General features: G+C 62.8%; 15 protein-coding genes. 5 read left to right on the forward strand and 10 right to left on the reverse strand.

The window, feature by feature from the left end:
- Window positions 1-181 precede the first annotated feature (181 nt).
- Both AB5Y91_RS10010 and fdhD read right to left on the reverse strand, forming a co-directional pair.
- Window positions 182-2,479, reverse strand: a complete 2,298-nt coding sequence (locus AB5Y91_RS10010; protein ID WP_368169679.1) for an FdhF/YdeP family oxidoreductase — start codon at window positions 2,477-2,479, stop codon at window positions 182-184.
- Window positions 2,463-3,248 (reverse strand): formate dehydrogenase accessory sulfurtransferase FdhD, encoded by a 786-nt coding sequence (gene fdhD / locus AB5Y91_RS10015; protein ID WP_368169680.1) that lies wholly within the window; start codon window positions 3,246-3,248, stop codon window positions 2,463-2,465. Before fdhD ends, AB5Y91_RS10010 begins: the two co-directional genes overlap by 17 nt.
- 161 nt (window positions 3,249-3,409) lie before the next feature.
- Here fdhD and AB5Y91_RS10020 point away from each other — a divergent pair, with 161 nt between their 5' ends.
- Window positions 3,410-4,288, forward strand: a complete 879-nt coding sequence (locus tag AB5Y91_RS10020; protein WP_368169681.1) for a LysR family transcriptional regulator — start codon at window positions 3,410-3,412, stop codon at window positions 4,286-4,288.
- Window positions 4,289-4,390: 102 nt separating this feature from the next.
- Here the strand turns inward: AB5Y91_RS10020 and AB5Y91_RS10025 are convergent, their stop codons facing one another.
- The gene (locus AB5Y91_RS10025; RefSeq protein ID WP_368169682.1) at window positions 4,391-7,684 is read right to left on the reverse strand and encodes an ImpA family metalloprotease; all 3,294 of its coding nucleotides are present in this window, start codon (window positions 7,682-7,684) and stop codon (window positions 4,391-4,393) included.
- Window positions 7,685-8,230: 546 nt separating this feature from the next.
- On the opposite strand from AB5Y91_RS10025, the gene ytfQ reads away from it, so the two are divergent.
- The 4 genes from ytfQ (at window position 8,231) to yjfF (ending at window position 12,815) form a co-directional block, all read left to right on the forward strand.
- Complete coding sequence (gene ytfQ / locus AB5Y91_RS10030; RefSeq protein ID WP_289981483.1) at window positions 8,231-9,190, forward strand: galactofuranose ABC transporter, galactofuranose-binding protein YtfQ; 960 nt, start codon at window positions 8,231-8,233, stop codon at window positions 9,188-9,190.
- A gap of 89 nt (window positions 9,191-9,279) precedes the next feature.
- On the forward strand, window positions 9,280-10,788 hold the full coding sequence (gene ytfR, locus AB5Y91_RS10035; RefSeq protein WP_368169683.1) for a galactofuranose ABC transporter, ATP-binding protein YtfR: 1,509 nt from the start codon (window positions 9,280-9,282) through the stop codon (window positions 10,786-10,788).
- A gap of 1 nt (window position 10,789) precedes the next feature.
- Window positions 10,790-11,812 carry a galactofuranose ABC transporter, ATP-binding protein YtfT gene (gene ytfT / locus AB5Y91_RS10040; RefSeq protein WP_368169684.1) on the forward strand — a complete coding sequence of 341 codons (1,023 nt, stop codon included), beginning with the start codon at window positions 10,790-10,792 and terminating at the stop codon, window positions 11,810-11,812.
- Window positions 11,805-12,815 (forward strand): galactofuranose ABC transporter, permease protein YjfF, encoded by a 1,011-nt coding sequence (gene yjfF / locus AB5Y91_RS10045; protein ID WP_368169685.1) that lies wholly within the window; start codon window positions 11,805-11,807, stop codon window positions 12,813-12,815. Before ytfT ends, yjfF begins: the two co-directional genes overlap by 8 nt.
- A gap of 73 nt (window positions 12,816-12,888) precedes the next feature.
- On the opposite strand, the gene AB5Y91_RS10050 is transcribed toward yjfF, so the two are convergent.
- The 7 genes from AB5Y91_RS10050 to AB5Y91_RS10080 form a co-directional block, all read right to left on the reverse strand.
- On the reverse strand, window positions 12,889-14,202 hold the full coding sequence (locus tag AB5Y91_RS10050; RefSeq protein ID WP_368169686.1) for an NAD(P)/FAD-dependent oxidoreductase: 1,314 nt from the start codon (window positions 14,200-14,202) through the stop codon (window positions 12,889-12,891).
- A gap of 151 nt (window positions 14,203-14,353) precedes the next feature.
- Window positions 14,354-15,139, reverse strand: coding sequence for a MetQ/NlpA family ABC transporter substrate-binding protein (locus tag AB5Y91_RS10055; RefSeq protein ID WP_139746022.1), 786 nt, complete (start codon window positions 15,137-15,139; stop codon window positions 14,354-14,356).
- Between the two features lie 187 nt (window positions 15,140-15,326).
- Window positions 15,327-16,178, reverse strand: coding sequence for an aldo/keto reductase (locus AB5Y91_RS10060; RefSeq protein ID WP_368169687.1), 852 nt, complete (start codon window positions 16,176-16,178; stop codon window positions 15,327-15,329).
- Between the two features lie 183 nt (window positions 16,179-16,361).
- Window positions 16,362-17,201: an SDR family oxidoreductase gene (locus tag AB5Y91_RS10065; RefSeq protein WP_368169688.1), complete on the reverse strand. Its 840-nt coding sequence runs from the start codon at window positions 17,199-17,201 to the stop codon at window positions 16,362-16,364.
- Between the two features lie 166 nt (window positions 17,202-17,367).
- Window positions 17,368-18,648 carry a Bcr/CflA family multidrug efflux MFS transporter gene (locus tag AB5Y91_RS10070; RefSeq protein WP_289982789.1) on the reverse strand — a complete coding sequence of 427 codons (1,281 nt, stop codon included), beginning with the start codon at window positions 18,646-18,648 and terminating at the stop codon, window positions 17,368-17,370.
- 2 nt (window positions 18,649-18,650) lie between these two features.
- Complete coding sequence (locus tag AB5Y91_RS10075; RefSeq protein ID WP_163148195.1) at window positions 18,651-19,139, reverse strand: cupin domain-containing protein; 489 nt, start codon at window positions 19,137-19,139, stop codon at window positions 18,651-18,653.
- A 27-nt stretch (window positions 19,140-19,166) separates the two neighbouring features.
- Entirely contained in the window at window positions 19,167-20,195 is a 1,029-nt protein-coding gene (locus AB5Y91_RS10080) for an MBL fold metallo-hydrolase (protein ID WP_368169689.1), read from the reverse strand.
- Between the last annotated feature and the right edge of the window lie 29 nt (window positions 20,196-20,224).

Raw genomic sequence — 20,224 nt, forward strand, 5'->3', positions numbered from 1 at the left:
GTTGCCGGCCGCCTTGCATCAGGGGCCGGAAGAGGGCCGCAGCATAGCGGCATCCCCCGACCCCGACCACAGCAAGATGGTGCGCCATACAATCGCCGTACAGCTTCGGCAAACGAGAGGTCCTGGTGAATAGCGGGCATGAAAAAACCCCTGCCTGGGCAGGGGTTCGGGGCGAGGATGCTTACAGATTGACGGCGAGGCTGGCGGCCTGTGCCTGGCTTGGGGTCACCAGCACGGGCACCGACTTGGAGGTGGGGGTGAAGGAACCCTCCCCTATGCTCTCTATGGCCACCAAGGGGTTGGTCTCCGGATAGTAGGCGGCGATGTTGCCCCTGGGGATCTCGTAGAAGATGACGCTAAAGCCGCGCACCACCCGCTCGCGCCCGTCGTTGCAGATGGCGGTCATGTCCACCTGCTGCTCCTCGGCCAGCCCCAGCCTGCGGGCATCCTCCTCATTCATGAAGACCACGTTGCGTCGCCCCTTGATGCCGCGGTAGCGATCGTCCATGCCGTAGATGGTGGTGTTGTATTGATCGTGGGAACGCAGGCTCTGGAGCAGCAGCACGGGCTCGCCCACCATCTGCTCCGCGTGGCTGGTGCACTGGGGCAGTATGGAGTCCGGCAAGGGGCTCGCCCGAAACTCGGCGCGCCCGCTTGCGGTGTTCCAGCGCAGCAGGGCGGCACTGTTCTCCAGGTGGAAGCCGCTGGGCTGCTCGATGCGGCGGTTGAAGTCGTCAAAGCCGGCTATGGTCTCGGCGATAAGGTTACGCAGCAGGGCGTAGTCGTCCCGCAGGGCCAGCCAGTCCACCCGCTCGCTGCCGAGCGTCGCCTCGGCCATGCGCGCGACTATGTCGATCTCGGACAGGCAGAGCGGCGAGACCGGCTCGTTCATGCCGGTGGAGGCGTGCACCATGCTGAAGGTATCTTCCACGGTGATCTTCTGGATGCCGCTGCGCTGCAGATCGAGCTCGGTGCGGCCGAGGCAGGGCAGGATCAGGGCATCCTGGGACACCATCAGATGGCTGCGGTTGAGCTTGGTGCTGATCTGCACGTTGAGCTCGCTCTTGCGCATCGCCTCATAGGTGAAGTCGGTGTCAGGCGCCGCTGCTGCCAGGTTGCCCCCAAGGCAGACGAGCACCTTGCTCTTGCCGCCGTGCAGGGCCTTGAGCGCCTCGTAGACGTTGTGCCCCGGCGTGCGCTTGAGGCCCACCGGGAAGCGGCGCTCCAGACGGTCGATAAAGGCGGCGTTGGGTTTCTCGTTGATCCCCATGGTGCGGTTGCCCTGCACATTGCTGTGGCCGCGCACCGGGCACAGCCCCGCCCCCGGCTTGCCAATCTGGCCGCACATCAGGTGCAGGTTGACGATTTCGCGAATGGTGTCGACCGAGTGCTTGTGCTGGGTGATCCCCATGGCCCAGCAGCTGATCACGCTCTCGCTCTGGGCGAAGATCCTGGCCGCCTGAGTGATCGCCTCCCGGCTGAGCCCGGATTGCGCCTCGATCTGCTCCCAGTCGGTGGCCTTCACCTTGGCAAGATACTCGTCAAAGTGCGCCGTGTGCTGCTCGATGAAGGCGAGATCGATGCGGCCCCCCTCCTCTTCCAGGATGTATTTCGCCATGCCGCGAATCGCCGCCATGTCGCCGCCAAGCTTTGGCGTGAGGTACTGGTGGCTGATGCGGGTGGCCGCCGGGGTCAGCAGCTCAGCCGGGCTCTGGGGGCTGGCGAAGCGCTCCAGCGCCACCTCTTTCAAATTGTTGAAGGTGACTATCTGGCAGCCCTGGCGCGCCGCCTTGCGCAGGGCATTCATCATGCGCGGGTGGTTGGTGCCCGGGTTCTGGCCGAAGACGAAGATGGCCTTGGCGGCGTCGAAGTCATCGAGCACCACAGTGCCCTTGCCCACCCCGACGGACTGGATGAGCCCCACCCCGCTCGCCTCGTGGCACATGTTGGAGCAGTCGGGGAAGTTGTTGGTGCCATAGAGGCGGCCGAACAGCTGATAGAGGTAGGAGGCCTCGTTGCTGGCACGGCCCGAGGTGTAGAACTCCACCTCGTCGGGGCTGGCCAGGCTCTTGAGCTTGTCGGCGATGATAGCAAAGGCCTGCTCCCAACTTACCGGCTCGTAATGATCCGTGGCCGGGTTGTAGCGCAGGGGCTCCGTCAGACGGCCCTGGTATTCGAGCCAGTAGTCGCTCTGGGTAGAGAGGCGGCGCACCGAATGCTCGGCAAAGAAGGCCGCCCCCACCGTCTTGCCGGTGGACTCCCAGGCCACCGCCTTGGCGCCGTTCTCGCAAAACTGGAAGGCCCCCTGCTTGTTGTCACCCCAGGCGCAGCCCGGGCAGTCGAAGCCGTCGGTCTGGTTGACCCGCAGCAGGTTCTTGATGTTCTGCCGGGTCTTCTGGCTGCGCAGCACCTGCTTGAAGGTGGACTGCAGGGAGGAAAAGCCGCCGGCCTTTGCCGGTTTCTCAATATGACTGGACATGGGAGTCTCCGAACTGATCCTGGGCGCGGGGGCTGGCATAGCAGACCGGGGCATCGGATCTGGGCACATGAATGAGGGTCAGGTTGTATTTCAGGGCCAGTCGCACCGCGAGCTGGCTGGGAGAAGCAAGGCTGATGAGGTGGGCGGCGCCAAATTGCACCGCCTTGTGAATGAGTTCGCTGCCGCAGCGGCTGGTGATGACCAGGGTGTGGGCCTGCGCGGGCTGGCGCAGCTGCATGCCGATGAGCTTGTCCAGGGCGTTGTGGCGGCCTATGTCCTCCCGGCAGGCCAGGATCTCGCCGCCCTCATCCAGCGCCAGGGCGGCATGGAGGGCGCCGCTCTGGCGGGCCTTGCTCTGCCAGGGGGCGATGCGCTGACGCAAGTCCCGCAGACGCGCGGTATCCAAGGGGGCGCCCGGGGTCAGCGGGGTCAACTCGGGCAGTGCATGCTCTATGGCCTCCACCCCGCAGATGCCGCAGCCGCTCGCCCCGGCCAGGCGACGCTTGCGCTGGCCAAGCGCAGCCAGGCAGCGGTTGGCTATGGTGATGTCGAGCACGACGCCGTATTCAGAGGGGGTGATCTGGATGTCGTGCACATCGTGATTGCCCCCTATGATGCCCTCGCCAAACAGGAAGCCGATGGCGAAGTCGTCGAGATCATCCGGGGTCGCCATCATGACGGCGTGGTTGATGCCATTGATGTTGACGGACACGGCCACCTCTTCCACCAGCTCATCCAGCTTGGGCAACCGTGAATTGAATGGGATCATGCGAGACGCTTATAACGTGTATTCGGGCCTCAAGTTTAGATAAGTCGCTCCCCCAAAACCAATGAAACAAATCTATTCACCGATAGAAAACCTCTATTGCCATTGCGATGTCGATTGATTAACTTTGTCAGCCATCCTCCACGCCAGGCGCTTCCTCTTCGATGAACATCAAGCAGTTGCACTATTTCTACGAGCTGGCCCAGCACCGCCACTTCGCCAAGGCGGCCAAGGCCTGCTTCATCACCCAGCCGACCCTGTCCGCCAGCATCACGGCGCTGGAAAAATCCCTCGGCACCGAGCTGGTGGTGCGCAACAGCCAGTTCGTGGCGCTGACCCAGGCGGGGGAAGTGGTGCTGCGCCACGCCGAGCGCATGCTGCTGGAGCAGGACGCCATGCGCCAGGAGCTGAGCCTGTTTGGCGGCGCGCTCTCTGGGGTCCTGCGCATCGGCATGGTGCCCCAGTCGAGCATCGACATCATGCCGCTGCTCAAGCGCTTCAACGACGCCTTCCCCAAGGTCAGCCTGCGCCTGTCGGTGATGACCCACGGCACCCTGCTCGAGCAGCTGGATCTGCACCAGACCGACATCGGCCTCGGCTTTGACGAGCTGCTCACCGAGCATCAGCGCCGCGCCCTCGACGTCCAGTTGCGCCACCCCAATCCCATGGCGCTGCTGGGGCCCCTGCCCCCGCACCTCTCCCCGAGCCAGCCCCTGAGGCTGGCGGACTTGCAGGATCTCCCCCTGATACTGCCGAGCACCACCATGCAGTTTCGTCGCTATCTCGACGAGGCCGCCGCCCGCCAGCAGCTCAGCCTGCGGGTGGTGCTGGAGACAGACTCCCTGTTCCACCTGGCCAACGGGGTGAGCCATGGGCTCGGCTGCGCCGTGGTCAGCGCCGGCATCGCCGCCACCGCCCAGCAGCTCTTCAAGCTGCCCTGCCAACCCCTGGTCGATGCGAGCGCCGGCACCATCGCCTTCATCACCCGCAAGCACAGCGTCACCCCGGCCATGAAGGCCTTTCTCGCCCTGCTGCAGGAGTGAGTCACCCCGCAGGGCTACGAGGCTCAACGCGAGTACCGCCCGCCTGCTCCGACAAGCCTGCGCTGACCAAGAAAAAACGCCCCTGAGGGCGTTTTTTCTTTATTAGGGAATAGGACAGCTGGCCGGCGATCCCTGGTCGCGAGGCCAGAGGGTGCTGCCATCCGTACTTGAGAGGGGCAGGAATGTCAGCCCCTCGCTCATGTTGGCGGGCGGGAGATCGTCCTCCAGCACGTACATCCCCATGGGCAGGACGCCCGAGGGCTGGTTCGCCTCCACCTGAGCGGCGGCAAGCGTCGAGTAGCGCAGACCCAGCAGATCGAAGTGGCTGCGCCAGTCCAGGCCGGTTAGCCTGCCGAGGGCGACCAGCATGAAGTCGTTGCCCGGTATGTCTCTCACCTGCTTGCCGCCATAGACCCCATGCCCCTGGAAGGGGAAGAGGCCAAAGCCGAGCCTGTCCCTGTTGGCATTCCAGTCGCTCTCGTTGTCGGCGACGGCGCCAAAGATCCGTGAATGCTGGTAGAGCAGGGTGAAGATATTGAAGCCGTTGCTCAGGCGGGTGCCATCCGCCAGCCTCATGCCGTGGGCGCGCAGCGCCATCTGGATATAAAATGCCATGCGATAGCCGTTGTGGATCGCATAGGCATTGCTCTGCCAGGGCGCCTCGTAGCGGCTCTCCCCCGCATCCAACACCTTGCAGTTGGCCCCCAGCACCACCCGGTTGCCGCTCTTATCCTTCACCCCGGCCGCGTCGGACATGAAGGCGTAGAACAGATCCTTGTGATTCATGTGACCATCTTTGATGGGCGCCTGGTTGCCGTCGCGCAGATAGTGGGCCTGCCACTTCACCACATAGGGGAAGATGTTGTTGGAGTTCTCCCCGGCCCGGCTGCCATAGCCGCGCCAGTTGTCGGCATCGCTGGCGGCGGCATAATGCACATTCAGGCGCTGGGTTTGCAGGTTGTGCCCCAGCTCGTGATTGTCCAGCCAACCGGTCGGGCTGATGCTGCCGGAAGAGTCCCAGGGGTTGCCGCTGCAGCCGACCCCGCAATGGGCATTCTGGTCGTAGTTGGCATGCTGGATGATAGTGCGGGTATGCAGTGATTCGTCGAGACACTGAGCCCCCAGCAGCGCGACACAGGCGCGCCTGACCTCGTCAGGCAGCGACTCCTCCAGGCGCTTGCCCTGGATCTTGAAGCCCGCCAGGGTATAGACGCTGTTGATATGATCCCGGGAGATGCTTTCCAGCAGGGCATCGGTGTCGGCAATGGCCCCCCCGATGGCCCCGGTGAAGCGATCCCGCCGCAGATGCTGCTCGGCGCCATCGGCCCTGAGATCGACATGGGGCAGCTCGGTCTGCTCCAGCCGCTCGTTGAAGTCCCGGATCTGCTGCTCATCACTGAAGTCCAGAATGGCTGGATGATGGGTCACGCCGGTGGCGGCCACCTCCACTTGCAGCGTCCCGTCTCCCCCCTCCAGATAGAGATAGACAGGGCCCCCATAGGGGGAGGTGAAGCTGACGCTGCCGCCCTTGTTCAGAGGAAGCCGCCCGCTGGCCAACTCCAGCGGCGCCCGATAGACCTTCTGCTCATAGGCCCTGTTGGTGTTGGGTCTGTGGTAATTGAGCCGAATGGTAGCGGAAACATCCGCAGCATCCGTGCGACTCAGGGTGATACGTTGCCCCGGCAGGGCATACCAGCCCGTCGAGGTCCACTGCCCGGAATAGGGCACCGAGATGCGGCGGCTGTCACTGATGACGGCGGGATAGGCGTAATGGGCCTGATCTCCCTTGAACACCTGGCTGCGATCGACGACATACTCCCCCAGATCCGGCTGGGCCAGGTTGCGAACACGGGCATAGTTCACCAGCCAGTCGGCAAACATCGCCCGCTGCCAGGCCTGATGCTCGTCCCAGGCGATGGGGTAATCGATGGCGGCGCGGTATTTGTCGGCCAGCAGCAGGCTGGCCGGCAACAGTGCCAAGCCGTCGCGGGCGAAGGGGCTGATCCCCGCCTTGTCCAGGGTGATGGCGGCATTCCTGAGCCAGTCGGCGCCATTCTTGAACTGCAGATTGAACTCATCGACACCGCCGCAGTTGAGGAAGTTGCCGCTGCAGGCATCCAGCCATTGGGTGCTGAATTCCCCCTCCTTAAGGTTGCTCAGCAGCGTATCGACCGCCATCAGCTGGGGATCTGGCGCCATGATGGTGCTCGCCGCCAGATTGCTGACCTTGAGCTTCGACCAGTAGTTGCCCCAGGTCACCAGCCCCATCTCCAGATAGAGGGGCGCCAGCAGGGGGCTCGCCTCTCGCCGGTAGTTGGAGAGCAGCAGCGGGATCCCGGCGGCCTTCGCCTTGGCGATGGCCTGGGCTATGCCCTGGTATCCCAGCCCCTGGCGATCGAGGTCGCTTATCACGATAAGATCCGGCGCCATGCGGTCGATGCAGGCGCCGAGGGCCTGATAATCGCACTCATCGGCCTGGTTGATGCTGTGCGCGTCCGGATACATGGCCTTGAGCCAGTCCCGGATCCCCTCGTTATGGGGGAAATACCAGCTGTCGGCGCGACTCGGCACCTGGGCGGTCAGGATGCGAAGACCATCGTCATCACTATCCCTCCCCCGGGTCAGCCAGCCGATCAGACCCCTGAGCAGTGCCTCGCTCTGGGGCGTGCGATCCACCGCAAACAGATTCGCCCCCATGGCTGCCCGGCGATAGTCATCTTGCTCGGAGACCATCACCAGGCCGCGGATCTCGCTCTCCCCCTTGCCATTGATGTTGGAGGGAAGCAAGGTCACTGTGTTTTCGGGCTGGAAGCTGGAGAAGGTGATGGAGTCGTGGCTCGGGTTCCAGCTGATGGCCCCCAGACCCTGATAGAGGGTGCGGACCAGCTCGGTGCGACGCGCCTCGCTGTCGGCGATGGCGCCACGGGCATGGGCGATCAGCTCCACGTCGCTGGCGAGGGCGTGATCCTCGCGGGCAATGGCATGGGCGGCATGCTTGATAAAGCGAGCCGACACCTGACAATCGGCGCCCATGGGGCCTGTGATGTAGTCGTGCCCCTGCAGGGTGCCGTCACAGCCCTCTATGCGCTCCAGTACGAAGCCGGCGTCGGGCGCCAGGGTGAAACGCCCCCGCTCACCGGCGCTCAGGCGCAGGCTGGCCGGGCTCAGCCGCCCACCCTGGCTGCTCTGGGTGGTGGCCTCGAAATAGACGGGGGCCGTCTCCTGAGTGAAGCTAGCCGAGACCTGGCAATCGCCGCGCATGGGGCCCGTGGTATAGGTGAGGCCGTCCAGCGTCCCCTCACAACCCGCAATCTGCGCCAACACATAACCGGCGTCGGGTGCTAGGGTGAAACTGCCCTGCTCACCGGCGCTCAGGCGCAGGCTGGCCGGGCTCAACTGCCCACCCTGGGTGCTCTGGGTGGATGCCTCGAAATACGTTGTTATCGTGGGGGGAATGGCATCGTCTTTCCCGCCCTCTCCACCCCCGCATCCGTTCATGGCAAGGGCCAGCAAGGGTGTGAGAATGACTCTTCTCATCTTCTATCCTCCTCTCTACCAGGCTGTTTGGGGCGGGCAGTGTAGGGGGCGTGCTGCGTAATTTCAACCCTGAACGAATCCCATTTTAGGCTCCGACCGACCGGGATCGCCTTCCCTCGCCTGGCGGCACTTCATTCCCCCGGGACGATCGACCCCGCAAGAGAATGACAACCCCTTCCATGGCGGACCGGACGCTATGGCCACCGAAATAAATATGCATATAAATCAGCATAAGCATGGCGCCATATATGAACTTGTCTGCTGTTTGTATGAAGCATCATGCTGCTGAAATTTTTCTGTGAGCCACCTCCCGTCGTTAAAGCCAAGAGCCTATAACCTTGACCCGTACAATAAGAACCTGACGCGTTCCGGTTTATTTCACCATGCATCACAAAGGAGTGTCACATGTATAAAAAAGTGAAACTGGCGGGCATTATCAGCACCCTTATTCTCTCTGCCTCTGCATATTCTGCCGAGATGACGGTGGGCTTCTCTCAAATAGGATCTGAATCCGGTTGGCGGGCAGCGGAAACCTCGGTCGCCAAGACGGAAGCGCAGAAACGCGGCATCACCCTGAAAATTGCCGATGCCCAGCAAAAACAGGAGAACCAGATCAAGGCCATTCGCTCCTTCATTGCCCAGGGGGTGGATGCCATCTTTATTGCCCCCGTGGTGCAGACCGGCTGGGATCCAGTATTGCAGGAGGCGAAAGAGGCCGAGATCCCGGTGTTCCTGCTGGATCGCAACATCACGGTGAAAGATGACGCCCTCTTCATGACCGGGGTCGCCGCAGACAGCGTCCACGAAGGGGCAGTGGCGGCCCAGTGGCTTATCAAGCAGCAGGATGGCAAGGCCTGCAATGTGGTTGAATTGCAAGGCACAGTGGGGGCCAGCGTGGCGCTGGATCGCAAGAAGGGCTTCCTCGACACCGTCGCGGCCGTGCCCACCATCAAGATCATCCGCACCCAGTCCGGCGACTTCACCCGCAGCAAGGGCAAGGAGGTGATGGAGAGCTTCATCAAGGCGGAAAATAACGGCAAGAATATTTGCGCCGTCTACGCCCACAACGACGACATGGCCATAGGCGCCATCCAGGCCATTAAAGAGGCCGGGCTGAAACCGGGCACGGATATCAAGATCATCTCCATCGATGGGGTGCCGGATATTTTCAAGGCGATGATGGCCGGCGAAGCCAATGCCTCGGTGGAATTGACGCCAAATATGGCGGGCCCCGCCTTCGATGCCCTGCTGGCTTATAAGAAGGATGGCGCCCTGCCCCCCAAACATATCAAGACGGAGTCTATTCTGTTCGAGCCTGCCAGTGCCGAGGCCCAGCTCGAGCTGAAAAAAGACATGGGATATTAATGCCGCTCGCCCGCTGAGCCTGCCAGTTGAATAAGACGCCATATCGGCTGGGTTGCGATATGGCGTCTTATATCGGAGAGCCCCTATTCATGTCAGAAAACATTCAGGATGTCCTGTTGAACGCCCGCGGGATCTGCAAGGCCTTTCCCGGGGTGCGTGCCCTGCATCAGGTGGACTTCTCCCTGCGAAGGGGGGAGATCATGGCGCTGCTCGGCGAGAACGGCGCCGGCAAGTCCACCCTGGTCAAGACCCTCACCGGCGTCTATCAGCCCGACGGGGGCCGTATCGAACTCGATGGCGTCCCCATCTCCCCCACGGACACAGCCCATGCCCAGCGTCTGGGGATTGGCACCGTCTATCAGGAGGTCAACCTGCTGCCCAACATGTCGGTGGCAGACAACCTCTTCATCGGCCACGAGCCCCGCCGTTTCGGGCTCATCGACAGAGCCGCCATGGCCCGGCAGGCCCAGACCATCATGGCGGGATACGGCTTCGAGATGGATGTCTCCCTGCCCCTCGGCCACTATTCGGTCGCCATGCAACAGATAGTGGCCATCGCCAGGGCCATCTCACTGTCGGCCAAGATCCTCATCCTCGATGAACCCACCGCCAGCCTGGATGCCAGCGAGGTGCAGATGCTCTTCTCCCTCATGGGGAACCTGCGAGATCAGGGGGTGAGCCTCATCTTCATCACCCATTTTCTCGATCAGGTCTACGCCATCAGCGATCGCATCACAGTGCTGCGCAACGGCGAGCTGGTCGGCACCCGCGACACGGCCGCGCTGCCGCAACTGGATCTGGTCAAGATGATGCTGGGGCACGAGCTTGACGAAAACGCCCTCAAGCGGGCGGGCAAGACACTGCGCAGCAACCAGCCCACGGTGTCGTTCAGGGGTTATGGCAAGCGCGGGGTCATAGCCCCCTTCAGTCTCGACGTCATGCCCGGGGAGATAGTGGGTCTGGCCGGCCTGCTCGGGTCGGGTCGCACCGAGACCGCCGAGCTGATGTTCGGCATAGAGCCAAGGGACAGTGGCGAGTGCCGGGTGCGGGGCAAGCCGGTGACCATCCGCAGTGCGCGTCAGGCCGCCGCCAACGGTTTTGGCTTCTGCCCGGAGGATCGCAAGAGCGCCGGCATCATCGCCTCGGCCTCGGTGCGCGAGAACATGATGCTGGCCCTGCAAGCCCAGCGGGGCTGGCTGCGCCCCTTGCCCCGCAAGGAGCAGGACGAGATCACCGCCCGCCTCATCGAGCAGCTGGCCATCAAGACCCCGGGGCCGGAGCAGCCCATCCAGTTTCTGTCAGGGGGGAACCAGCAGAAGGTGTTGCTGGCCCGCTGGCTGCTCACCAAGCCGCAGTTCCTGATCCTGGACGAACCCACCCGCGGCATAGATGTGGGGGCCCATGCCGAGATCATCCGCCTCATCGAATCCCTCTGCGCCAACGGGCTGGCCCTGCTGGTCATCTCCTCTGAGCTCGAGGAGCTGGTGGGTTATGCCGATCGGGTAATAGTCCTGCGCGACAGAAAACAGGTGGCAGAGCTTGCGACGGACGCCCTCAGCGTCCCTGCCATCATGAACGCCATTGCATGCGAGGCCTGATATGACGTCATCCACCCTCCCCCTTCCTGGCGGGCCGGCGCGCCCCCGCAGAGCCCTGCCCACGGGCACGGCCCAGTGCACAGCCCTGCTCTGCGTGCTGCTCATCAACGCCCTGGTTGCCGACAACTTCTTCGCCATCCATGTCCAGGATGGTCGGCTGTTTGGCAGCCTCATCGACATACTCAACCGCTGCGCCCCTGTGGCCCTGCTCTCCCTCGGCATGACGCTGGTGATCGCCACCGGCGGCATCGATCTGTCGGTGGGGGCCGTGATGGCCATCAGCGGGGCCACCATGGCCAGCCTGGCCACCGGCGGTCACAGCCTGCCGGTCATCGTCGCCTCAGTGCTTGGGGTGGGCTTGCTGTGCGGCCTGTGGAACGGCTTGCTGGTGGCGGTGTTCAAGATCCAGCCCATAGTCGCCACCCTGATCCTCATGGTGGCGGGCCGGGGCATAGCCCAGCTCATCACAGAGGGGCAGATCATCACCTTCAACAACGAGGCCCTGGCCTGGATCGGCAGCGGCGCCCTCTTCTATCTGCCCACTCCCGTCATCATCACCCTGGGGATGGCGCTGCTGCTCTGGCTGCTGACCAAGCGCACCGCCCTCGGCCTCTTCATCGAGGCGGTGGGGATCAACATCAAGGCCGCCAAGAACGCCGGGCTCAACACCCCCATGGTGGTGATCGCCACCTACCTGCTGAGCGGCCTCATGGCCGCCGTCGCCGGCATGATAGTCGCCGCCGACATCCGCGGTGCCGATGCCAACAACGCCGGGCTCTGGCTGGAGATGGACGCCATCCTGGCGGTGGTGATAGGGGGCACCTCCCTGATGGGGGGGCGCTTCAACCTCGCCCTCTCCCTGATCGGCATACTGATCATCCAGGGGGTGAACACAGGGATCCTGCTCTCCGGCTACCAGCCCCAGTGGAACCAGATCGTCAAGGCCATGGTGGTGCTGGCGGTGCTGGTCATGCAGTCGCCGGCCCTCAACCACCTGTTCCAGCGAGGGACTCGCCATGTTTAAACGCAACCTCCCCCTGATGGTGACCATCATGGTCTTCGTGCTGGGCTATCTGCTCTGCCTGGCCTCCTTCCCCGCCTTCATGTCCACCCGCATCATCTGCAACATACTGACGGACAATGCGTTTCTGGGCATAGTGGCGGTCGGCATGACCTTCGTCATCCTCTCGGGAGGCATAGATCTCTCGGTGGGGGCCGTCATCGCCTTCACCGGCGTGCTGCTGGCCAAACTCATCGGGGATCTGGGGGTCAGTCCACTGCTGGCCATCCCCCTGGTGCTGGTGCTTGGAGCGGGCTTTGGCGCCCTCATGGGCTGGCTCATCGACACCCTGAAGATCCCCGCCTTCATCATCACACTGGCGGGCATGTTCTTCCTGCGGGGGGCCAGCTTCCTCATCTCGGAGCAGTCCCTGCCCATCGATCACCCCAGCTTCACCTACCTGTCGAGCCTGTCGTGGAAGATACCGGGAGGCGGGCGCTTGAGCCTGCTGGCCCTCATCATGCTGGCGGTGGTGGTGCTTGGCATACTGCTCGCCAACCGCACCCGCTTTGGCAACAACGTCTACGCCATCGGCGGCAACGCCACCTCGGCGGCCCTGATGGGGATCTCGGTACGCCACACCACCATTCGCATCTACCTGCTCTCCACCACCTTGGCCACCCTGGCGGGCATCGTATTTGCGCTCTACACCTCGGCGGGCTATCCACTCGCCGCCGTCGGGGTGGAGCTCGATGCCATCGCCGCCGTGGTCATCGGCGGCACCCTGCTGAGCGGCGGGGTGGGCACCGTCTTCGGCTCCCTGTTCGGGGTATTGATCCAGGGGTTGATCCAGACCTACATCAACTTCGACGGCACCCTCAGTTCCTGGTGGACCAAGATCATCATAGGCCTGCTGCTGTTTTGCTTCATCGCCCTGCAGCGCCTGCTGATCCTGGTCTCGGAACACCGCAAGGCCAATAAAGCCACCCCCTTCAAGCGGCAGGTCCCCGTCGCCCCCCTTGAGTGACAACATCGCGGGGCCTGCACCCGATCAACCCAGGCACAGGCCCCGCGATAACACGCCTTTATGGTGCCAGACACTAGTATTCGCCCGCCCCCTGCAGCCGCTCCTTCCAGAGATAACCCTGCACCCCCAGATCCAGCAAGGGCCGTGGCGGGAGATAGTTTGCCGTGCCCAGGGCGCGCATCTGCTCGCCCCAGGGGCTCTCTACCCCGCACACCAGATCGGCCAGCGCCTTGCCCGCCATGGTCTGCTTGCTGATCCCGGCACCGTTGCATCCCAACGCAGCGTAGAGATCTGCTCCGAACTGGCCCCACAACGGCGCCCCGTTGCGACTCACGCTGATGAGCCCGGACCAGCTGTGGGCGAAGGCCAGCTCCCCAAGTTCGGGAAAGCGGGACAGAAACAGCTGGCGGTGACGCCGCACTATGGCTTCCCTGGCCCCGCCATCGCTGTGCAGCGTCGGCGCATGAGCGACATGCTGGCGGATCAGAATGCGGTGATCCCGGGTGTAGCGAAAGGTGGCGCCGACGATGGCGTTGACCGGGGTCAGTCCCCAGGGGGCAATGTCCCCCAGCCTGGCCCGCTGCTCGGGCGTCAACGGCTCGGTCAGGGTGGCATGAGTCGCCAGGGAGGCGAGCTTGCCGGCAAAGGGGGTCAGCTGACCCGCACCGCCATTGATGGCAAACATGGCCTTGCCCGCTACCACCTCGCCATGGGGCGTGGTGATGCGAACGCCGCCTGCGCTGTCCACCCGCAATGCCGGGCTGCGTTCATACAGGGTCACATTGTCCGGCAGCTTGTCGGCCAATCCCCGCACCAGGGCGGCCGGATTGAGCAACACGGTATTAGGGGTATAGATGGCGGAGTGGTAGAAGCCGGTACCAAGGCGGGCCGAGAGCGCCGCCTCCTCCAGATACTCATAGCCTTCGTCCAGCAGATCCAGCTCGCGGGCGTATTGCTTGAGCAAGCCGGCGGATCCTGCCTTGACGGCGCAGTGGTATTTGCCGCTCTGTTGCCAGTCGCAATCGATGCGATAGCGGCTGACCCAATGCGCCAGCTGGGCCAGCCCCCCTTTCAGCAACTGCCGGTAGTGGCTGGCCTTGGCCAGCTCGGCGGTGCCACTGCCGATATTGTGGGGCAAGTCGATGGCGAACCCCGAGTTACGCCCTGCGGCGTTGTCCCCCACCACACCCGCCTCCAGCAGCACTATACGGGCCTGTGGCTGATGCTCGGCCAGCGCATGGGCAAAGGCCAGCCCGGCATAACCCGCCCCCACCACCACCCAGTCCCCCTGGACCACCCCCTGCAAAGGCGCGCTGGGAAGCCGCTCGGGCAAGATGGCGGCCCAGCCATTGGCTTCTTCACTGCGGGGAAAATAACGGAACCTCATGGTGCATCCTGCTCATGTCTGTGTCTGCAAGGGCGACGTCTGTCATCTGCCCGGGTCGTCTTGCAAAATGGCCGCACTCCGAGAAGGCGGCCCCGATAGAAGGCAGCATCGATAACCAATAAATCATTAGTGATGGATCACCGGCCATTAATTACCACGCGGGGATAGCCGTCCCTTTATAGTATTTGTCCAGCGCCGCCTTGACGGCCTCATTCTGATAGGATGCCACCAGAGTTTTCACCCAGGGGGCGCTTTCATTGCCGCTTTTGACCGCGATGAAATTATTGTAAGGATTCTCTTTGGCCGTCTCGGAATAAATACGTTGCTGCTGGCTCAAGCCGGATTTCAGTGCCCAGTCCGTATTGACCACGGCGGCATCCAGATCCTCCACTGAGCGCCCTATGATGCCGGTATCCAGCTCCCTGATCTGCAATTTCTTGGGGTTGTCGATAATATCCGTGGTGGTCGCCAATATGCCCGAGCCGGGACGCAGCTTGATGACGCCGGCCGACGCCAGCACCCGCAGCGCACGCCCCTCATTGCTGGGATCGTTGGGCACCCCTATGATGGCCCCTTCCGGCAAGGCGCTGACCGCATTGAATTTCTTCGAGTAGAGCCCGATGGGCCACACCGCCGTATTGCCGACCGGCACTATATGATAACCGCGACTCTTCACCTGATTGTCCAGATAAGGTTTGTGCTGGAATGCGTTGGCGTCTATTTCGCCATTTTCCAGTGCCTCGTTGGGCAAGATATAGTCATTGAACTTGATAAGCTCGATATCCAGCCCCTGTTTTTTGGCCTGTGCCGACGCAACGGCCCACACATCTTCATCCTCTCCGCTCATGATACCCAGCCGTATGGTTTCCCCGGCATTGGCATATCCTGCAATGATGGCGGCAACCAACGGCGTCAATTTAAATATGGTTTTCAACATGGCTGTTTCCTTGGCAATAAGTGATGACGCCCCCGAGATTACGGGGTCGATGCAAGGAGTACAAAGCACAAGATATCCCTTGGATATACCAAAATTGACGAACGCCGGGGCGAATGAAAAAGTCCGATGTTAACGGCTATTCTCAAGCGTTTTATATCCGCCATATTGCGCGCCGCTTGTGCCCTTGTCAGACGTCAAGCTTGCGCTGGGTCAGCCACTCCACCTTGGCGGGGTCGCGGTGAGAGAAGAAGGCGCTGGTTGCCGTATCCAGCGCAGCTATCTGCACCATCTCATCCGGACTGAGCTCGAAGTCGAGGATATCGAGGTTCTCCTTCATCCTCTCCTTGCGCACCGACTTGGCCAGCGACGCTATGCCGCGCAGGAAGATCCAGCGCAACACCACTTGTCCCACGCTCTTTCCCCGCTTCGCGCCGATGGCGGTCAGTACCGGGTGCTGGAACAGACCATTTCGGCCCTCCGCGAAGGGGGCCCATGCCTGTGGCTGTATCTGTCGACTCTGCATCCAGGGGGCGGCATGCAGCTGCTGATTGAAGGGGTTCACCTCTATCTGGTTGACGGCAGGCACCAGCTTGTTGAATGCCATGAGATCCGCCAGCCGATCCGGCTGGAAGTTGCTGACGCCAATTGCCCGGATCTTGCCGGCTTGCTGCAACTCCTCCATTGCCCGCCAGGCGCCGTGGACATCCCCGTAGGGCTGATGGATAAGATAGAGATCCACATAATCGAGCTGCAGGCGATTCAAGGAGCGCTCGAACTGCGCCTTGGCTCCCTCATAGCTGGCGTCTTGCAGCCAGAGCTTGGTGGTGACAAAGAGCTCGCGGCGCCCTATGCCGCTCTGCCTGATCCCGTTCCCGACCTGGGTCTCATTCTGATAGGAGGCGGCGGTATCGATCAGCCGATAGCCGCTGTCTATGGCCTCGATGACGGCGCGCTCGCACTCTGCCGCCTCCGTCATCTGGAAGACTCCAAAGCCCAGCAGGGGCATCTCGATACCCTTGTTGAGTCTGACTGTGTTCATCTCATGTTCCTTTCGCTGTGGTGTGACTGGCGCGACAAAGGGATCCCAGAGGAGACAGATCCGCTGCCAGGCACGAAGGCGACGATGTCTTTCACCTTGGTGATGAAAGGTTCGAGCCGCCTGGCCGCCAGATCATCTACTCAGGGAGTGTTTGATCACGGGGGAACTCTCATCCCGGTCAACCTAGTGTGTTGTCTTCAAATACTGGAGTTCGCCGAACCAGTAGCTGGCGGTGGTGCCGCCATCGATCAGGAAGTTGGTCCCCGTCATGAAGCGTCCTTTGTGACTCATCAAGAACTCCCCCAGATCCCCGACCTCGTCAGGTGTGCCCGCGCGGCCTGCGGGACACAGGCCCAGCATGGTCCGGTACCCCTCGCCACGGGGTCCTTTCAGTTCATCATTGGCCAGCGGTGTGATGATGATACCTGGACTGATCGAGTTGACGGTGGCACCACGCTTGCCCCAGGCCGTCGCCTCATACATGACCCGCAACACATTGCAGCGCTTGGAGTATTGGTAGGCTTTCAGGGTATCGTCGATGCCTTGTATCAACGGGAGTGCCAGTAGCTCCTCCGTGGGTGTCATGGCAAGTTTCTCGCTCTCCTCGGGGGGAATGTTGCCGAGCCTGTGCCCCGATTGGGACGAAATGACAATCCCTGAGCCCCCTTCGCCGATGATCTTGCCGAACTCTTCCAGCAAGACCGCAGTGCCATACAGGTCAACCTTGAGGATGGTTTCCACGGAGGCTTGGGAAGGGGAGACACCGGCCGCATTGATCAGTTGCATGACGGTGCCATGGTTCTGGGCATGTTGCACCAGCTCGATGATCGACGCCCGTGACGACAGGTCCACGACCAGCACGCTGGTGTCAAAACCGGCCTCTTCCAGGGTCTTGGCCGCTGTCTCTGCATTTTTCTGGCTGATGTCCGCCAGTACCACATGCTTGCCTGCCCCTATCCGCCTTGCAATGGCTTGCCCAATGGACCCGGCCCCAACCAGCACAACCACTTCTTTTTTAGCCATGATATAGCCTCTCTCATTCATCCCCCTTGGTGGGGTAAGGTTCACTCTCATTTATAAAGCGTCGGTGCCAGGCCTTAGACTGTACCCGCCACCTCCCGGGGCACCATCTGATGCTGCCCCCACTTGCACCCGGTCCTGCTGTTATTGACGTGAAGGCATCGCGCTCTCATCGCACCGGCTCGGGTTGCGGCATCGGCTCGCAAGACGCCTCGGGCTCGGTGCTTCGCCACAGTGCAAAAACGAGGCAGCCCACTCCCCCTGCCGCCACTATCCAGCCCATGGTCCAGGGGGTGCCATCGGTGCACCAGCCGAGCAGGGCAGCGCTGAACACCCCGCTGCCGTAGTGCATGGCGCCAACCAGAGAGGAGGCCGCGCCCGCCTGCTTCGGGAAGAGCGCCAAGGCGCTGGCCACCGAGTTGGCGACGATGAAGCCACTGACCGACATGTAGCAGAAGATGGGCACGGCCAACCCGGCGACCCCACCCAGTCCCCACCAGGCATCGAGGGCCAGCCAGAGAGCGGAGGCGGCAGCAGCCCAGGCACCGTAGCGAAACAGGCGCTCGGGCCCCCATTTCGCCACCAGGCGCGTGTTGACGAAATTCAGCACCATCAACCCAAGGATATTGGCGCCAAAGAGCAGGCCATAGGCCTGCGCCGACACCTGGTAGTAATCGACGTAAGCAAACGGGGTTCCGGCGATAAAGGCATAGCAACCGCCGTAATAAAAGCCGCCGGCGAGGGCATAGCGCAGCAACCGTCCGTCCATCGCCAGGGCGACATAGTCTTTCATTGTCACGGCCAGAGACGCCTGGCTTCGGCTCGCCGGTGCCAGGGTTTCGGGCAGGTAGCGCATGGCGATCAGGGCCACGCCCCCCATGATGGCCAGCACCCAGAAGATCCCTCGCCAGGACCAGTACAGCAGCAGTTGCCCCCCGAGCAGCGGCCCGAGCAGCGGCGCGACCGCCATCATCAGGATCAGGGTCGACAGCATCTGGGCCGCCCGCTCCCTGGCATAGAGATCACGGACCATGGCCCGAGCCAGCACGGGACCGGCGCAAGCCCCCAGAGCCTGAATGACGCGCCACACCAGCATCTGAGGGGCGGTCTCGGCCAAGGCGCAACCCACCGAGCCCAGGATGAAGAGTCCGATACCGAGCATGATGGGCAAGCGCCGGCCATAGCGATCGCTCGCCGGCCCCCAGAACAGCTGCCCCAGGCTGAAACCGATCAGAAAGGTCGAGATGGTCAGCTCGATCTGGGTCATGTCGGTGTTCAAGTCATGGACCAGCTGCGGCAACGCCGGCAGGTACATGTCGGTGGAAATGGAGGCAAACGACATCAAGGCGCTCAGGATGATCAGGATCCTGAGCTCCTGGGCATGAGCGCGTTCGGGCAGGCTACCTTGGTGTGCCGGTCCGGCAGCGGGCTGACTGTTATTCCCCCGCATGCTCAATCCCGCCCCCCGGCGACGGCGGCGCGATAATCACCCTCGCTCACCTGCTCAAGCCAGGTCACCACCTTGCCATCCTGCTGTTCTGCCAGCGCCAGGTGGGTCATGGGGGTATCTGGCGCCGCACCGTGCCAATGCTTCACCCCAGCCGGGATCCACACCAGGTCCCCTGGCCGGATTTCCCGGATAGGACCTCCCGCCATCTGTACCCGCCCCACCCCACTGACCACATAGAGGGTCTGGCCCAGAGGATGGGTATGCCAGGCGGTGCGCGCCCCCGGCGTGAAGCTGACCAGACCACCGGAGATAGCGGCGGGCGCCGTGCCCTGATAGCGCTGATCCACATAGACATCCCCGACGAAGAACTCGCTGGCACCCTGGGTTGCAGGCACCTGCCCCGGGGAAAATACCTGTATCGTCTGCTCCTTTGCCTCGGCCTGGCCGAGCGCCATGGCGGCGGCGAGCGTGGTGGCGGATATTGGGTTCATTGTCGACTCCTGCGTATTAAAAATGTGTCACTCGCGCCACCAGGCGCTGCCCTCGTGGGGGGCCAGCACGTTCAGGGGCTCGCCCATCATCGGGGTGGTCAATGGGATCTGCTGCTCGGCGGCCAGCCGGACTATCTGCTCGAGGGGGTCATCCCACTGGTGCATGGCCAGATCGAAGGTGCCGTTGTGCACTGGATAGAGCCACTGCCCGCGCAGATCGTGAAACGCCTGCGCCGTCTGCGCCGGCAACATGTGCACGTACTCCCAGCGCTTGTCGTAGGCCCCGGTCTCGAGGAAGGCCATGTCGAACGGGCCGTAGCGCCTGCCGATCTCCTTGAAGCCGTCGAAGTAGCCGCTGTCACCGCTGAAGAAGAGAGTGGCTCCCTCCCCACGAATGACCCAGGAGGCCCACAGGGTCTGGTTGCCATCCCCAAGGCCACGGCCGGAGAAGTGCTGGGCCGGGGTGGCGATGAATTCGATGCCGCCGACCCGGGTCTGCTGCCACCAATCCAGCTCCCTGACCTTGTGCTGGGGGACACCCCAGGCAACCAGGCGCGCCCCCACCCCGAGCGGCGTGATGAAGTGGCCGACCTTCTCTTGCAGCGCCAGGATGGCGTCATGATCGAGGTGGTCGTAGTGATCGTGGGAGAGGATCACCGCCTCTATGGGGGGCAGCGCATCCAGGGTGATGGGCGGCGCATGCCAGCGTTTGGGACCGAACCACTGCACCGGCGAGGCGCGCTCGCTGAACACGGGATCCGTCAGCCAGAACTTGCCCTGCCATTTGAACAGCAGACTGGAGTGGCCGAGGCGCCACACGTTGTTGTCCGGGGCAGCCATCAGCCCCTCCCGGGTCATGGCCTGCACCGGGATGGCGCTATCCGGCACTGTGCCCTCAGGCTTGGCGAACAGAAAATCCCACCAGAGCCGGACCCCTTCCCAGGTGCTGCGCTGCGGCAGTGCCACGACATTGCTGAACCGACCCCCCTGATACTGGGAAGAGTCAGGGTGCGCTGGCAGACCCGGTTTCAGTACATAGGAGATAATGCCTGCCATCACGGCTCCTGTTAGCAACCAGAGAGCGC

Source organism: Aeromonas sp. R4-3 (assembly GCF_040908275.1).
Taxonomy (GTDB): domain Bacteria; phylum Pseudomonadota; class Gammaproteobacteria; order Enterobacterales; family Aeromonadaceae; genus Aeromonas; species Aeromonas rivipollensis.

What these genes read in the sequence shown, in the direction of transcription:
- AB5Y91_RS10050 (WP_368169686.1), bottom strand. Translation starts at nt 14,202, where the DNA reads ATGAGGTTCCGTTATTTTCCCCGCAGTGAAGAAGCCAATGGCTGGGCC.
- AB5Y91_RS10055 (WP_139746022.1), bottom strand. Translation starts at nt 15,139, where the DNA reads ATGTTGAAAACCATATTTAAATTGACGCCGTTGGTTGCCGCCATCATT.
- yjfF (WP_368169685.1), top strand. Translation starts at nt 11,805, where the DNA reads ATGTTTAAACGCAACCTCCCCCTGATGGTGACCATCATGGTCTTCGTG.
- ytfR (WP_368169683.1), top strand. Translation starts at nt 9,280, where the DNA reads ATGTCAGAAAACATTCAGGATGTCCTGTTGAACGCCCGCGGGATCTGC.
- AB5Y91_RS10010 (WP_368169679.1), bottom strand. Translation starts at nt 2,479, where the DNA reads ATGTCCAGTCATATTGAGAAACCGGCAAAGGCCGGCGGCTTTTCCTCC.
- AB5Y91_RS10075 (WP_163148195.1), bottom strand. Translation starts at nt 19,139, where the DNA reads ATGAACCCAATATCCGCCACCACGCTCGCCGCCGCCATGGCGCTCGGC.
- ytfQ (WP_289981483.1), top strand. Translation starts at nt 8,231, where the DNA reads ATGTATAAAAAAGTGAAACTGGCGGGCATTATCAGCACCCTTATTCTC.
- AB5Y91_RS10070 (WP_289982789.1), bottom strand. Translation starts at nt 18,648, where the DNA reads ATGCGGGGGAATAACAGTCAGCCCGCTGCCGGACCGGCACACCAAGGT.
- AB5Y91_RS10020 (WP_368169681.1), top strand. Translation starts at nt 3,410, where the DNA reads ATGAACATCAAGCAGTTGCACTATTTCTACGAGCTGGCCCAGCACCGC.
- AB5Y91_RS10065 (WP_368169688.1), bottom strand. Translation starts at nt 17,201, where the DNA reads ATGGCTAAAAAAGAAGTGGTTGTGCTGGTTGGGGCCGGGTCCATTGGG.
- fdhD (WP_368169680.1), bottom strand. Translation starts at nt 3,248, where the DNA reads ATGATCCCATTCAATTCACGGTTGCCCAAGCTGGATGAGCTGGTGGAA.
- AB5Y91_RS10060 (WP_368169687.1), bottom strand. Translation starts at nt 16,178, where the DNA reads ATGAACACAGTCAGACTCAACAAGGGTATCGAGATGCCCCTGCTGGGC.
- ytfT (WP_368169684.1), top strand. Translation starts at nt 10,790, where the DNA reads ATGACGTCATCCACCCTCCCCCTTCCTGGCGGGCCGGCGCGCCCCCGC.
- AB5Y91_RS10080 (WP_368169689.1), bottom strand. Translation starts at nt 20,195, where the DNA reads ATGGCAGGCATTATCTCCTATGTACTGAAACCGGGTCTGCCAGCGCAC.